A 13,682-nucleotide genomic window follows, 5' to 3' on the forward strand; every position below is an offset into this window, starting at 1 on the left:
AGCCGAGGACGCCGAATTCCGCCGCTTCCTCGCCACGCTCGGTTATCCGCATTGGGAAGAGACGAGCAATCCGGCGTACCGGTTGTTCCTGCAATGAAAATAGTCAGTCGTCCCACCAATCGGGACGTCTGCATCTGTAGCGCATAAACAGCGAAGAAAGTGCAGGAAAACACCAGGCCCCGCGGCAGTGCGCGTCAGTATACTGAGCCACTGCTGCCGGGCGTGGTCGCCTCGGGAAGATTGGGCGCCGTGCGTCGGACTCACCTGGAGGAAGACAAACATGTTGCGCATCGCTCTTGGCTGTCTGATGGCTCTTTCCACGCTGGTCGCCGGCGCGCTGCCCGGCTTGGCGCACGCGGATGCGGCGCATCCCGTCGTTGCGCTGCTGCCCGGCGTCACCGATCCCTTCTACTTCACGATGCATCGCGGCGCGGAGCGCGCGGCGAAGGAAGACAACATCCAGTTGCTGTTCCAGGTGCCGAAGGCCTGGAACACCACGGAGCAGGTGCCGATCCTCAAGGCGTTCATCGCGAAGCATCCCGACGTGCTGCTCGTCTCGCCTGTCGACAAGCAGCAGCTCATTGGCCCGCTCAAGGAAGCCGCCGACGCCGGCATCAAGGTCATCACCGTCGATACCTATATTGGCGATGGCCACTATCAAACCGGCAAGGGCGACGCCGATTTCCCGCTCTCCTATATCGCTTCGGACAACCTGGAAGGTGGCCGGGTAGCGGCGCGCTCGCTCGCCAAGGCGATTGGCGACAAGGGCACCGTCTATTGCGAGAACAACAAGCCGGGCATCTCCAGCACCGACGCGCGCGCGCAAGGTTTCATGGAGGAGATGAAGAAGCACCCCAACATCAAGGTGCTGGAGACGCAATACAACGAGGACGACGCCAATCGCGCCGCTTCGCACGTCGCGGCGGTGCTCGCGCGCAATCCCGATCTCGCGGGCGTGTTCGGCGCCAACACGTTCTCGGGCGCGGGCGCGGCGCAAGGCGTGAAGAACGCGGGCAAGCAGGGCGTGGTGAAGGTCGTGGTGTTCGACGCCGTGCCGGGCATCGACGAGCAGATCAGGAGCGGCCTCGTCGATATCGCCATCGCGCAGCTTCCCGACGAAATGGGCTATACAGCCGTGAAGTTCGCCGGCGACGCCATCCACGGCAAGAAGATTCCCATCTACAAGGGCACGGGCTTCGTGGTGCTGGACAAGTCGAACATCGACAAGCCGGAGATGAAGCAGTACATCTATTCGAACTAAGGCACGCGAACAGAGCCACATGAACGACAAACGACTCGACAGGCTCGCGCTCGTCAGCAAGGTCTGGCCGTGGCTCTTTCTCGGCACGCTGCTTGTCTTCTTCGAGGCGTGGGCGCGCATCTCCGCGCATCGGTCGTTCGTGTTCAACGCGTACAACCTGCAGTCGATCGGGCTCGCGGCAAGCGCACCGCTCTTGCTTGCCATCGGCCAGACTTTCGTGATCATCACTGCAGGCATCGATCTTTCGGTGGGCTTCGTGATGGGGCTCGCGGCGGTGTGCGTGGCGCAGTTCACGATTCCCGGCGGCGAGTCGCCGTGGATCTTGTTGATGTCGATTCCGCTCACGGTGCTCGTGTGCCTGATTCCGGGCTTCGTGAATGGCGTCCTCATCGCACGCCTGGGTGTACCCGCGTTCATCGGCACGCTCGGCATGTATGGCGTCGCGCGCGGCGTGGGTTTTCTCGCCGCGGGCAGCGGCATGACCGTCTCCGTCAACAATCCCGGGCTCGCGTGGCTCGGCAGCGGCTGGACGCCCGTGATCCTCACGGCCGTACTGCTCGTCATCATGCACTTCGTGCTCTCGCAAACGCGCTTTGGCCAGTACACCTATGCAATAGGCGGCAATCCGCAGTCGGCGGTGCGCGCGGGCATTAACGTGCGCCGCCATCTGTTCGCGATCTATCTGATCGCGGCGGCTTTCGCGGCGGTGGGCGGCATCGTCTACACGGCACGCTTCGCCGCGGGCGCAGCCAATGCGGGCGAACCCATGCTGCTCGATTCGATCGCGGCGGTCGTGATCGGCGGCGCGAGTCTCTTTGGCGGCACCGGCAACGTCATCGGCACGCTGATCGGCGCGCTCATCATCGCCGTGATCGAATTCGGGCTCGTGTTCATCGACGTCAACGCGTTCTGGCAATTCATCGTGGTCGGCATCGTCATCATTCTTTCGGTGCTGATCGACCAGTACAAGGATCGGCTCGGAGGCGCGCAATGAGCAGCGCGAGCGCCACGCCGATTCTGGAGGCGCGCGACGTGTCGATCCGCTTTGGCGGCGTGGAGGCGCTCAAGCGCGTTTCGCTGCGCCTCATGCCGGGCGAAGTGCTTGCGCTTGCGGGCGACAACGGCGCTGGCAAGTCCACGCTCATCAAGATTCTCTCGGGCGTTTATCGCGCCGATGCGGGCGATTTGCACTTCGATGGACGCCCGCTGCAATTGCGCGATCCGCAGGACGCGCGTTCGCAGGGCATCGAAACCATCTATCAGGATCTCGCGCTCGCCGACAATCTCGACGTGGGCAGCAACATTTTTCTCGGCCGCGAGCCCGTGCGACGGCGACTCGGCTTGCAGCTGATCGACCGGCCGCACATGGCGGAGGTGGCGCGCGAAGTGCTTGAGCGACTCGATATCGTGATTCCGCCGCGCAAGCTCACGGGCCCCGTGAAAATGCTCTCGGGCGGCCAGCGCCAGGCCATCGCGATAGGGCGTGCGATTTACTGGAACGCGCGCGTGCTGATCATGGACGAACCTACCGCGGCGCTCGGCGTTCCCGAGCAACGCAAGGTGATGGAGTTGATTCGCGGACTCAAGGCCCAGGGCGTGGCGGTGATTCTCATCTCGCACAACCTGCACGATATTTTCGCCGTGGCTGAGCGCATCGTCGTGCTGCGGCGCGGCGAAGTGGCGGGCGAGCGGTGCGTGGCCGAAACCGATGGCGATGAGATCGTGCGGCTGATGGTGGGCGACACGTACTCAAACGGCGCGCACTGATACATTGCGTGGTGCGTTTGCCTGCGCCGCGCGCGCATTCGATGGACAATGTCGGATCGAACCATCACCGCAGTCCTGCTCCCGCCATGAACTACCTCGATCCCGCCGATATAACGAGCTGGCACGCGCACGTCTATTTCGACGCGGCTACGCGCGACGCTGCATGGACCTTGCGCGAGGCGATTGAAGCCCGCTTCGGCGAGATCGTGCAAATTGGCCGTTTTCACGAACGCCCGGTTGGGCCGCATCCAATGTGGTCGTATCAGCTCGCCATACCGCGAGAGCGCTTCATGACGGTCATCGAATGGCTCACGCTCAATCACGGCGCACTCGACGTGTTCGTGCATCCGAACACGACCGATGCCCTGCGTGACCATCGCGATGCCGCCGTGTGGATCGGCCATTCGCACACGCTCAATCTCGGCGCGCTCGGCGGCTGATTGTTGCGAGCATTGCGCCGCCCGCAAGCCCGGCGGCAAGGCGCAATGCCCGACCCTCACGCGGGCTTCAGTGCCCGAATGACTCCGTTTTTGCCGCCGCAGATCCGCTCTCCTGCGGCCACGCGGCCTGTTTGATCAGCAGCGCCGCGCCGGCAATGAGACCGGCGACGGCGACCGTCGCGAAAATGCCCGCGAACGTGAAGTGCCGGCGCGTCAGCTCGGCCACGAGGAACGAACCCGCAATACCGCCGAAGCGGCCGATGCCGAGCATCCAGGCCACGCCGGTGCCGCGCCCCTGGGTGGGGTAGAACGCGGCGGCGAGCGCGGGCATCGACGATTGCGCCGTGTTCATCAGCACGCCGGCCACGAACACGACGAGCACGAGCAGGGCCACGCTGCCCGCCGCCTGGCCGATGAGCCAAACCGAAACCGCCGTCAGCACGTAGCACGCGGCGATGATCCGGTTCGCGTTGAAGCGGTCCATCAGCATGCCGCTCAGCACCGCGCCCACACCGCCGAGCGGGAAGAGAGCCGAGATCAGCGTGGCGCTCGAGGCCGTGAGGCCGGAGTCCTTGAGCAGGAGCGGCATCCAGTTGATCGACGCGTAGAAGATCACGAGCCCCATGAAATACGCGACCCACAGCATGACCGAGCCGACGAGGTACATCGGCGAAAGCACGACGCCAAGGCCCTTGCTTTCAGTTTGCGGGGCGTGCTCCGTCATCGTGAAGACCTGCGCTTTGGCGGCGTCGGGCGAGATGCGGGCGAGCGCGGCGCGAATACGCTCGGCGGGCCGGTTATTCGCCACCATGTAGCGCACCGATTCCGGCATGCGCAGGAAGAGCGGCACGGCGAGCACGAGCGGCGTCACGCCGCCGAGCACGAGCACGCTGCGCCAGCCGAAGTGCGGAATCATCCATGCCGCGAGAAATCCGCCGCAAGCCGCGCCGAGCGGAAAGCCGCAGAACATCAGATTGATCACGGTGGCGCGGTTCCGGTCGGGGCAGTACTCGCCCATCATCGTGACCGCATTGGGCATGGCGGCGCCGAGGCCGACGCCTGTAATGAAGCGCAGCCACGTGAGTTCGCCGATGCTGGTGGAAAACGCCGAGCCGAGGCAGGTCACGCCGAACAGCAGCACCGAGCCGACCAGCATGGCGCGTCGCCCGAGCCGGTCGGAGAGCGGCCCGGACGCGAGCGCACCGCAAGCGAGGCCGAAAAGCGCCGCGCTCAGCACGGGTGCGAGCGCGGGCTTGGCGATGCCCCATTCGCCGAGCAGCGAAGGCGCGATGAAGCCGATCGCGGCCGTGTCGAAACCGTCGAGCAGGACGATGACGAAGCACATCGCGAAGATGAACCACTGGAACGGCGAAAACGGATGTTCGTTGAGGAAGGTTTGGACGTCGACGGCGCGCGGCTGGTCCATGGTTTTGTCTCCTGTCGACTGAGGTTGTCGTTGTATCGGCCCGCTATGGCGAGCCGCTTTTTCTGGTTTGCCTTACAACCTCGAATAGTAACCGCTGCGCGGTGTTTGCAGGAGAGCGTCATTGGGCGCGGCAGGCGTCTGTCTGCTAGCCTGAAAGCAGCACGGCGAGCATGCGCGTGCTGCAAGCGTGTCGCGTTGCGCGACAAGGAGTACCAGATGAAGCCTTTCTTCGCCCACGCGGCCATGCCGTGCCTCATGGCTTGCGCAATGCTCGCAGGCGCGCCCGGCTATGCCGTTGCCCAACTGGCGCCGAATGACAACCTGCGCTCGCCGCAAAACAGCCTCGCACTGATGCCCAATGCGCAGCCCGGCAGCGAGTACCCGACCCATGGCAATCGCCAGGCCGGAGAAATGCCGGTCGGCCCCACCGATCCGCGCGGGCAACTCGCGAACGGCCACCCGAATAACGCCGAGGCGGGCGGCTACGGCGCGCCGTTGGCGGGCGTGCGAAACGGTGCGGGCATGTGAGCGCTGTACTCCGCTTCAGGTGCGCTCGGGTTGCCAGGCAAGCTGGGCTTCGAGCGTTTCGCCGGGGGCGAGCACGGTGCCGCCCACGTCGATACGCTTCACCGTTCCTTCGTGGCGCAGATTGAGCCAGTCCGTCGTATTGCTGACAGGCTCAGCGCAGAAGTATGGCAAACCGGGCGGGCAGAAGACCACGAAAAAGTCCAGCGGCGTGCTCGCGCGCAGTGCGAGACGCCGGCCTTCGTGCGGCCATTCGATGACCGCCTCGCGACGCCAGCCGGAGAAGTTGTTGTCGAGATCGAAGTCGTCGACGATCAGGCCGGCCTGCAGCGCGTCGACGGCCGGGTGGGCGCTGAGCGAAACCGGCAGGACTTCCGTGTCGATTTCCCACATGGCGCGCACGCGCGCGGCAATGCGTGTGCCAGGCGGGCGCGGATAGTACGGATGGTGGCCGAGGCCGAACGGCATGGGCCGCGCGGCCAGGTTGCGGGCCCACAGGCGCACCGTGAGGCCGCTGGCGTCGAGCGTGAGATGCTGGCGCGCTTCGTAGCGAAACGGCCAGCCGGTCCCGGCGTGGGAATCGGTTTTGCGCGAAACGTGGGATTCATGCGCTTCGTGCGGCTCATGCAGGAAGTGCAGTGTGAGCGTAGCGGCCGTTTGCGCCTCGACCGTCCAGGGCCGCCGCCAGGCGTGGCCATGCAGCGCGTGGCGCAGCGCGCCGGTGCCGCTCGGTAAGTCGATCATCTCGCCTTCGAAGCGGAATCGTCCGTCGCGGATGCGGTTGCAGTACGGCATCAGCGGAAAGCTCGCCATGCCGAGCGGGTCGCGTGCGTCGATGGCGGCGCGCGTGGCCGGGCGCAGCCAGTGTGACGCCGGGGCTCCGCCGGAAGTGTCGTAGAACGCGGCGATCGAGCCGCCCACGTGCGGCGCGACGAGTACGCGCGCATCGCCATGGGCAAGCGTGACGAGTTGACCGTCGTCGAGCGCGGCGGCGTCGAAAGCGAGTTCCGGGGGCGGCGAGGGGTTCGATCGGGCAGTCAAATGAGCATTCTCCGGCGAATCGTTTTATTACTAATAAAAAATAATATAGGCGTTGAAATCGCCGATGATGAATCCAAAAAAATGGTGACATACGCCAATTGATGGTCCAAATTATTAGTGCTACGCTTCGGGCCAACAGCGCGGCCCCGAGCGCGCGCCGCCGCGCCGCGCAGCCCTTCCGCAGTCCCCCTCACATCCGATGAAAAAATCGACGCAACGCCGCCCGACCATGACCGACATCGCGAAGGCCGCGGGCGTGTCGCAATCCACGGTCTCTCTCGTGCTCAACGGCGCGGTGGGCGCCAAGCTCTCGGAGGCGACACGCCTGAAGGTGCACGAAGTGGCGCAGTCGCTTGGCTACCAGTTGCCGATCCGCGCGGTGCAGACCCCCGCCCCGGCGGGCGAGCGCAATCTCATCGTCTATCTCGCCGACGAAGTGTCGACGAGCCCGCACCCCGTCGTGAGCATCGACGGCGCGCGCGACGCCGCCTGGAACAACGGCTGTCTGCTCGCGGTGTTCTCGACGCACGGCAACGCCCAGATGGAGCAGCAGGTCCTGCAAACGCTTGCCATGCCGAACGTACTTGGCGTGATCTACGCGACCGTGTACACGCGCAAGGTCACGGTGCCGCCCGCGCTGCTGAAGGTGCCGGCGGTGCTGCTCAACTGCTACGCGTCCGATCACGCGCTTTCCTCGGTCGTGCCGGCCGAAGTGGCGGGCGGCCATACGGCCACTGAATACCTGATCGAGGCCGGACACAGGCGTATTGGTTTCATCAACGGCGAAACCTGGCAGGACGCCGCGAAAGACCGCCTGAAGGGCTACCGCCAGGCGCTCGCGACCGCCGATCTGCTGTTCGACGAGCGCCTCGTGCGTGACGGCGACTGGAGTTCCGGCAAGGGTTTCGAACTCACGCTCTCGCTCATGCGCGAGCCGAATCCGCCCACGGCGATCTTCTGCGCCAACGACCTGACGGCGATCGGCGCAATCGAGGCGCTCAAGCAACTCGGGCTGCGCGTGCCCGAAGACGTCTCGATCATGGGCTACGACGACCAGGAAATCGCGCGCCACACCCATCCTCCGCTCACCACCGTCGTGCTGCCCAACTACGAGCTTGGGCGCTGGGCCGTCGAGACGCTGCTGCAGGAAGAGCAGAACCGCAGCGCCGGCGCGCCGGTGCGCCACCGCACCGTGAAGCTCGACGGGCCGCTTATCGAACGGGCCTCGGTGTGTGCGCCCGGCCCCGTCTCTCCCTCCCCCGTGAATACCCTCATTAATATCTCTGAAAATTGACTGGTAATATTAGTTGAAGCGGTGGCCGTGATTATTTGGCGTCGGGTCTGGTGCGGCGCCAATGGAACAAGAAAGACAAAAAAAGCCGCGGTGGGGCCGAAAGCCTGCGCCGATCGTGTCATTCAGGCCGGAGTCAGTGCTGAAGCACTAACTCCGGCCGACAGGAGACAGCCATGCGTCATCAACGAATCCAGTCCGCCCTCATTGCCGCCGGTCTTTGCCTGGCGAGCGCGTTCGCCGCGAGCGCCTACGCGCAGTCCGACAACGGCGCACAAAAGGTCCAGTCGAATTCCAGCGAGAGCTGCACGAATCCCAAGCCGGGCGGCAAGAAGCTCAGCGACATGGTGGTGGGGTTCTCGCAGTCGGAGAATGAGCAGAATCCGTTCCGGGCGACCGAAACCGCCTCGGTGCGCGCGGCGGCGAAGGAAGCCGGCGTGAAGCGCCTCCTCTATACGAACGCGAACGCCAATCAGGCCAAGCAGGTCGCCGATATCGAAAGCATGATCAATCAGGGCGCCGAGGCGCTGATCATTGCGCCCAATGATTCCACCGGCCTGCAGCCCGCGCTCGCCCAGGCGCGCGCGAAGGGCATTCCCGTCGTGACGATCGACAGGCAGACGGCGGGTACGGTGTGCGACGACTTCATCACGTTCCTTGGCTCCGACTTCTACAAGCAGGGCGAGCGCGCGGCGAAGGCGCTGGCCGACGCCACGGGCGGCAACGCGATCATCGCCGAGATCCAGGGCGGCTACGGCAACACGGTGGAAAGCCAGCGCACAGATGGCTTCGCGAACGGCCTCAAGCCCTATCCCGGCATGAAGATCGTCGCCGCGCAAACCGCGAACTGGTCAACGACCGAGGCGCAGAAGGTGATGGAGCAGATCCTGCTCGCGCACCCGGACGTCAACGCCGTCTACACCCACGCCGACACGATGACGGTCGGCGCGATCAAGGCGCTGCGCCAGGCCGGCAAGCTCAACGGCGTGAAGATCGTCTCGATCGACGGCACGAAGGAGATCGTCACGGATATCTCGAACGGCATCGTCGCCGCCGACGTCGAGACGAACCCGCGCTTCGGTCCGCTCGCCTTCAAGTCGCTGGAAGACTATCTCGCCGGCAAGCCGGTGCCGCAAAAGCAGATCATGGACGACGCGCTCTTCAACCGGACCAACGCGCAGCCGTCGCTCGCGCAGGGCAAGGTCTACTGAGCCGCGCCTGCACGATGACGACGAGCGTCCCCGCCAATCGCACCAATCGCGCCGATCCCGCTACGGCCACCCCGCGCGCCGTGCTCGAAACGCACGGCGTTTCGAAGACCTTCGGCGGGGTGCGCGCGCTGCGCGACGTCTCGCTCACGCTGCGCGCGGGCGAGGTGCACGGCCTCGTGGGCGAGAACGGTGCGGGCAAGTCCACGCTGATCAAGGTCCTCACCGGCTTTCATCAGCCCGACTCGGGCGCGCTCACGCTCGACGGCGCGGGCGTCGCGTTCGACAGTCCGCGCGCGGCGCAAGGGGCAGGCGTGTGCGCCGTGTATCAGGAGATCAACCTGATACCGGAGCGCAGCGTGGCGGACAATATCTTTCTGTGCCACGAACCAAAACGATTCGGCATCCTGATCGACAGGAAGCGCATGCTCGAGCGCGCCGCCGACATCGTGCAGCGCTACCGGCTTGCGGTTGACCCGGCCGCGCGTCTCGGTTCGCTCGGGCTCGGCGCGCAGCAGATGGTGGCGATTGCGCGCGGCGTTTCGCTGGGCGCGCGCGTGCTGATCCTCGACGAGCCCACTTCGGCCCTGAGCGGTGCGGAAGTGGACGTCCTGTTCGAAGTCGTCGATCGCCTGCGCGCCGAGGGCATTGCGCTGCTGTTCGTGAGTCATCGGCTCTCCGAATGCTACCGGCTGTGCGATCGCTTCACGGTCATGCGCGATGGCGCCGTGGTCCGCACGGGCACGCCCGAAGAACTGCCGCGCGCGGCATTGATCGCAGCCATGCTGGGTCGCGAAAGCGCGGGCGAGCATGCGTGGGCCGAGCACTCGGGCAATGCCGACGCCGATGCCAATGCCACGCCAGCGCTGGCCGTCGATCATTTGCAGTGGGGCAATCGCGTGCGCGACGTGTCGCTACGGGTGGCTCACAAGGAGATCGTCGGTCTTGCCGGCCTGCTCGGCTCGGGCCGCACGGAAACGTTCAAGACGATTTTCGGCGCGCAGAAGGCCGATGGCGGCGAAGTCGATATCGCGGGCCGCGCGCTCACGCATGCGAGCCCGGCGCGCTCGATCGGTCGCGGTCTCGCTTTCCTTTCCGAAGACCGCCGCGCGGAAGGCATCTTTCCCAGTCTCTCCGTGCGCGAGAACATCGTCGCGAGCCTGCTGCCGCGCATATCGCGCTTTGGCTTCATCTCGCGCGCGAAGGAGGCGCAGGTGGTGCGCGAGTCGATCGAACGGCTCGGCATCAAGACGGCCGGTCCCGGCGCGCTCGTCACGACGCTCTCGGGTGGTAATCAGCAAAAGGCGCTGATTGCGCGCTGCCTCTCGACCCGCCCGACGGTGCTGCTGCTCGACGATCCCACGCGCGGCATCGATGTCGGGGCGAAGGAGGAGGTACATCGCGTCGTGCAGGACCTGGCGCGGGAGGGGCTTGCGGTGGTGGTCACGTCGTCCGAGATGGAGGAGTTGCTTGCGCTGACCGACCGCCTCGTCGTGCTCAACGAAGGCGCGACCGAGGGCGGTATGCCAACCGCCGGCGCTCACCCCGACGACGTGCTCGCCGTGCTGGCCGGTGCTGGAACTCGCGATGGCGCTGACCACGGCGACGGCACTGCGTGAGCAACCCCGCACCAACCCCGCCACAATCCACGACCACAGTTCCGATGGCGACCAACCTTGAATCGAACGAGGCAAGCTTGAGCCCCGCGAATCCTTCGAATTCCTCGAACCGCTCCGTCTCGCCTGTGCCCGGCGCCGCGTCGCGCATGCACACCTGGCGTAACGTGCTGCGCGAGCACAGCGTGTACTTCGCGCTTGCCGCGCTCGTGGTCTTCAATCTGATCATCACGCCTGGCTTCTCGAATCCCTTCGCGGCGCGCAGCCTGCTGTTCGAGGCCGCGCCGATCGTCTTGATCGCGCTTGGCCAGAATCTCGCGATCGCGACGCGTGGCATCGATCTCTCCGTGGGATCGGTGATGGCGCTCGCCAGCGCGTCGATCGCCGTGTTTCTGCCGTATGGCGTGGGACCGGCGCTCGTGGGCGCGGTCGCGGTGGGCGCCGTAGTCGGCTTGTGCAACGGGTTCCTCGTGGCGCTGCTCGCCATCGATCCGCTGATCTCGAGCCTTGCCTTGCTGGTCGCCGCACGCGGGCTCGCGCAGGCGCTCCTGGGCGGCTCACGCGTGAATCTGCCCGACACCCCGGCGTTCGATCTGCTCGGCGCGGGCGCGGTTGGCCCACTGCCCATGGTCATGCTGATCGCGCTCGGGCTCGCGGTCGTGGTGGCATTCGTGGTGCGGCGCACGACCTTCGGGCGCTACGCGATCCTCGTGGGCGCGAGTCGCGGTGCTGCGTTCCTCGCGGGCATTCCCGTGCGGCGTACGCTCTTTCTCGTCTATGCGGTGAGCGGCACGCTTGCCGGACTCGCCGGCGTGTTCGCTTCGTCGCGGCTTGGCGCTGCCGATCCCAACTACGTTGGCGTGAACTTCGAACTCGATGCGATCGCCGCCTCGGTCATCGGGGGCACGCCGCTTTCGGGCGGACGCATCTCGATCGTCGGCGCGGTGTTCGGCGTGCTGCTGCTTCAGGTGCTCGACGCGAGCTTCATCATGAACAACATCAGTTTCACTTACGCGCAGATCCTCAAGGCGGTGTTCATCGTCGTCGCGCTCTACCTGCAACGCTCGGGAGGCTGAAGCGATGCAACAGCCCACACAATCGGCGGCGCAAACCGCCGCCGCTCCGAGCGCGAACCGGCGCGCACAACTGATCGCGCTCGTGCAGTCGCGCGGGGCGATCGCGATGCTCGTGGTTGTCGCGCTCGTGGCCGGCATGGTATTTCCCGACTTCCTGCGCCCCGCGAATCTCGCCGACATCGCCGCGAACGGCGCGTTTCTCGGGCTCGTGGCCGTGGGGCAAAGCATCGTCATCATCCTGGGCGGATTCGATCTTTCCGTCGGGTCGATGGTCGGACTCGGCACGGTCCTGGCCGCCTATGCAGCGCCTTACGGGTGGGGCGCCGCGCTGCTCGCGCCGGTGGCTGCCGGATTCGTCGTGGGTCTGGTGAACGGCGTGTTGATCGCCCGCGCGCGCATGGCGCCGTTCATCGTCACGCTCGCCGCGTTGCTTGGGCTCAAGGGGCTCGCGCTCGTGCTCGCGAGCCAGGATCTGCTCATCGCCAATCCAGGTTTCTTCGCGCGCATCGCCAATGGCTCGATCTTGGGCGTCAACAATCTCATTTGGGTGCTGGTGATCGTTTATGCGCTCGGGGGCGCGCTCCTCAACCACACGCGCTTTGGCGCCGCGATCTTCGCGATCGGCGGCAACGAAGAGGCGGCGCGCATGCTGGGCGTACGCGTGGAGCGGGTGAAGATACTCGCCTACGGATTGTCCGGTGCACTGGCCGGCCTCTCGGGGGCGCTGCTGGCCTCGCATCTGGACTCGGGGCTGCCGGGAGCGGGCACTGGCTATGAATTGCAGTCGATCGCCGCGGCCGTAATCGGCGGCGTGTTGCTCACGGGCGGCGTGGGAACGATGGCCGGACCGCTGGCCGGCGTGCTGCTGCTCGGTGTCATCGACAACGTGATCAATCAGGTCGGCACGCTGAGCCCTTACTATCAGAACCTCGCGAGCGGCGCGTTCCTGCTTGCCGCGGTGATTGTGCAGACCGTGCTGACTGGGCGCCGACATGGCGCCGCGCGAACTGCAGGCGTGACGCGGCGGCGCGCGGCCGCGGGCTCTTAGTGGATGGCGTCTTGATCTGCCGGTTTCGCATGCGTTGTCGAACCCATTCGGCTTCGGGCTAGGTTTATTGATGGGAGACGCTCAGCTTCACACGCGTTGAGCCATCGGTCTGTGCTGTGATCTCGGTCCGGCTGCCGCGCTGTCCCAGATAGAAGTGCTGATGGCCTGGCGCGTTCACGTCGTGGGTTGCGTCGGGAAGGCATGAGGCGATGTCGGCCCCCACGCCTTCGAGTGCATTGGTCCCCGACCCAGCGTCTCGTGCGCTCCAGACGCACTGAAAACTCCCGGCGCTCGTTGCGCATTGCGCGTCGTCGCCATAGGGCTGCGCGACGGCGCGTCCGTCATCAGGACTCAATGCAGCGAAATGCTGCGGTGCAGCCGCGACGATACGCTTGAGCGCTGCGCAGGGGCTTGCACTGTCGTCCGCATGAGCGGCCAGGGGGACGCCTGGTATGACAATAGCCGAGCAAAGCGCGAGTATCCTGGTGATCGGTAGATTCATGGCGTTTCGCTGCGTGAGAGCAGCGCCTCATCGTGGCAAGTGAGGGCAGTGCTGCAAGCGACGTGCCGGGAATAGCGCTTGCAGGATGACGCCGGACTACTCATCACGAGGAGAACGCCATGAGCAAACCGTTCGATCGCATGATGAAAGCGGGCGCCTTGCTGGCGTGCCTGATGTTTGCGATTGCGAGCAGCGGCGAAACGCGCGACGAGCAGGAACACGCATGCCGTGGCGATGCATTCCACTTTTGCGCGAGCGCGATTCCTAACAAGCAGAAGATCGCAGCGTGTATGAAGCAGCACTACGATGAGCTTTCGCCGCCATGCAAGGCGATGTTCGACCCGCCGGCGAAGGCCGATCCGAAGTCATGAGCGCTAGTGGCGTTCAGTGAGAAGGGGCGCACTGCGCCTCTTTTCGCTTGAGTCGATGAAAAAGGGCTTGCGGGCGCGCGCTCGTGGCGCTAAGATTCGCCCCCTTCGCC

The 13,682-nt window shown here is 65.4% G+C and carries 14 protein-coding genes; 11 read left to right on the plus strand and 3 right to left on the minus strand.

The window, feature by feature from the left end; genetic code table 11:
- The first annotated feature begins 280 nt into the window (after positions 1-280).
- From U5A65_RS40320 to U5A65_RS40335, 4 genes are all read left to right on the plus strand, one after another.
- Positions 281-1,261: an ABC transporter substrate-binding protein gene (locus U5A65_RS40320; protein WP_321917982.1), complete on the plus strand. Its 981-nt coding sequence runs from the start codon at positions 281-283 to the stop codon at positions 1,259-1,261.
- 19 nt (positions 1,262-1,280) lie between these two features.
- The gene (locus tag U5A65_RS40325) at positions 1,281-2,255 is read left to right on the plus strand and encodes an ABC transporter permease subunit (protein ID WP_028209006.1); all 975 of its coding nucleotides are present in this window, start codon (positions 1,281-1,283) and stop codon (positions 2,253-2,255) included.
- Positions 2,252-3,028 (plus strand): ATP-binding cassette domain-containing protein, encoded by a 777-nt coding sequence (locus tag U5A65_RS40330; protein WP_321949651.1) that lies wholly within the window; start codon positions 2,252-2,254, stop codon positions 3,026-3,028. Before U5A65_RS40325 ends, U5A65_RS40330 begins: the two co-directional genes overlap by 4 nt.
- 86 nt (positions 3,029-3,114) lie before the next feature.
- Entirely contained in the window at positions 3,115-3,468 is a 354-nt protein-coding gene (locus tag U5A65_RS40335; protein ID WP_321918000.1) for a DOPA 4,5-dioxygenase family protein, read from the plus strand.
- 67 nt (positions 3,469-3,535) lie between these two features.
- On the opposite strand, the gene U5A65_RS40340 is transcribed toward U5A65_RS40335, so the two are convergent.
- Complete coding sequence (locus tag U5A65_RS40340) at positions 3,536-4,894, minus strand: MFS transporter (RefSeq protein WP_321949654.1); 1,359 nt, start codon at positions 4,892-4,894, stop codon at positions 3,536-3,538.
- Between the two features lie 216 nt (positions 4,895-5,110).
- Between U5A65_RS40340 and U5A65_RS40345 the strand changes: the two genes are divergently transcribed.
- On the plus strand, positions 5,111-5,422 hold the full coding sequence (locus tag U5A65_RS40345; protein WP_415766509.1) for a hypothetical protein: 312 nt from the start codon (positions 5,111-5,113) through the stop codon (positions 5,420-5,422).
- Positions 5,423-5,437: 15 nt separating this feature from the next.
- On the opposite strand, the gene U5A65_RS40350 is transcribed toward U5A65_RS40345, so the two are convergent.
- Complete coding sequence (locus U5A65_RS40350) at positions 5,438-6,460, minus strand: aldose 1-epimerase (RefSeq protein ID WP_321949656.1); 1,023 nt, start codon at positions 6,458-6,460, stop codon at positions 5,438-5,440.
- A 229-nt stretch (positions 6,461-6,689) separates the two neighbouring features.
- On the opposite strand from U5A65_RS40350, the gene U5A65_RS40355 reads away from it, so the two are divergent.
- From U5A65_RS40355 to U5A65_RS40375, 5 genes are all read left to right on the plus strand, one after another.
- Positions 6,690-7,754 (plus strand): LacI family DNA-binding transcriptional regulator, encoded by a 1,065-nt coding sequence (locus U5A65_RS40355; RefSeq protein ID WP_321949658.1) that lies wholly within the window; start codon positions 6,690-6,692, stop codon positions 7,752-7,754.
- 173 nt (positions 7,755-7,927) lie between these two features.
- Complete coding sequence (locus tag U5A65_RS40360; protein ID WP_321949660.1) at positions 7,928-8,962, plus strand: ABC transporter substrate-binding protein; 1,035 nt, start codon at positions 7,928-7,930, stop codon at positions 8,960-8,962.
- Positions 8,963-8,976: 14 nt separating this feature from the next.
- Positions 8,977-10,578 (plus strand): sugar ABC transporter ATP-binding protein, encoded by a 1,602-nt coding sequence (locus U5A65_RS40365; protein WP_321949662.1) that lies wholly within the window; start codon positions 8,977-8,979, stop codon positions 10,576-10,578.
- A gap of 44 nt (positions 10,579-10,622) precedes the next feature.
- Positions 10,623-11,651 carry an ABC transporter permease gene (locus U5A65_RS40370; protein WP_321949664.1) on the plus strand — a complete coding sequence of 343 codons (1,029 nt, stop codon included), beginning with the start codon at positions 10,623-10,625 and terminating at the stop codon, positions 11,649-11,651.
- Between the two features lie 4 nt (positions 11,652-11,655).
- Positions 11,656-12,699: an ABC transporter permease gene (locus U5A65_RS40375; protein ID WP_321949666.1), complete on the plus strand. Its 1,044-nt coding sequence runs from the start codon at positions 11,656-11,658 to the stop codon at positions 12,697-12,699.
- Positions 12,700-12,763: 64 nt separating this feature from the next.
- Here U5A65_RS40375 and U5A65_RS40380 read toward each other — a convergent pair whose 3' ends face one another.
- On the minus strand, positions 12,764-13,201 hold the full coding sequence (locus tag U5A65_RS40380) for a hypothetical protein (protein WP_321949668.1): 438 nt from the start codon (positions 13,199-13,201) through the stop codon (positions 12,764-12,766).
- 140 nt (positions 13,202-13,341) lie between these two features.
- Here U5A65_RS40380 and U5A65_RS40385 point away from each other — a divergent pair, with 140 nt between their 5' ends.
- Positions 13,342-13,572, plus strand: a complete 231-nt coding sequence (locus U5A65_RS40385; RefSeq protein ID WP_321918004.1) for a hypothetical protein — start codon at positions 13,342-13,344, stop codon at positions 13,570-13,572.
- The last annotated feature ends 110 nt before the right edge of the window (positions 13,573-13,682 follow it).

The organism is Paraburkholderia sp. J10-1 (genome assembly GCF_905220165.1).
Taxonomy (GTDB): Bacteria; Pseudomonadota; Gammaproteobacteria; order Burkholderiales; family Burkholderiaceae; genus Paraburkholderia.

Coding starts and splice junctions, on each gene's coding strand:
- U5A65_RS40330 (WP_321949651.1), top strand. CDS start 2,252: ATGAGCAGCGCGAGCGCCACGCCGATTCTGGAGGCGCGCGACGTGTCG.
- U5A65_RS40380 (WP_321949668.1), bottom strand. CDS start 13,201: ATGAATCTACCGATCACCAGGATACTCGCGCTTTGCTCGGCTATTGTC.
- U5A65_RS40385 (WP_321918004.1), top strand. CDS start 13,342: ATGATGAAAGCGGGCGCCTTGCTGGCGTGCCTGATGTTTGCGATTGCG.
- U5A65_RS40325 (WP_028209006.1), top strand. CDS start 1,281: ATGAACGACAAACGACTCGACAGGCTCGCGCTCGTCAGCAAGGTCTGG.
- U5A65_RS40360 (WP_321949660.1), top strand. CDS start 7,928: ATGCGTCATCAACGAATCCAGTCCGCCCTCATTGCCGCCGGTCTTTGC.
- U5A65_RS40375 (WP_321949666.1), top strand. CDS start 11,656: ATGCAACAGCCCACACAATCGGCGGCGCAAACCGCCGCCGCTCCGAGC.
- U5A65_RS40365 (WP_321949662.1), top strand. CDS start 8,977: ATGACGACGAGCGTCCCCGCCAATCGCACCAATCGCGCCGATCCCGCT.
- U5A65_RS40320 (WP_321917982.1), top strand. CDS start 281: ATGTTGCGCATCGCTCTTGGCTGTCTGATGGCTCTTTCCACGCTGGTC.
- U5A65_RS40345 (WP_415766509.1), top strand. CDS start 5,111: ATGAAGCCTTTCTTCGCCCACGCGGCCATGCCGTGCCTCATGGCTTGC.
- U5A65_RS40355 (WP_321949658.1), top strand. CDS start 6,690: ATGACCGACATCGCGAAGGCCGCGGGCGTGTCGCAATCCACGGTCTCT.
- U5A65_RS40340 (WP_321949654.1), bottom strand. CDS start 4,894: ATGGACCAGCCGCGCGCCGTCGACGTCCAAACCTTCCTCAACGAACAT.
- U5A65_RS40335 (WP_321918000.1), top strand. CDS start 3,115: ATGAACTACCTCGATCCCGCCGATATAACGAGCTGGCACGCGCACGTC.
- U5A65_RS40370 (WP_321949664.1), top strand. CDS start 10,623: ATGGCGACCAACCTTGAATCGAACGAGGCAAGCTTGAGCCCCGCGAAT.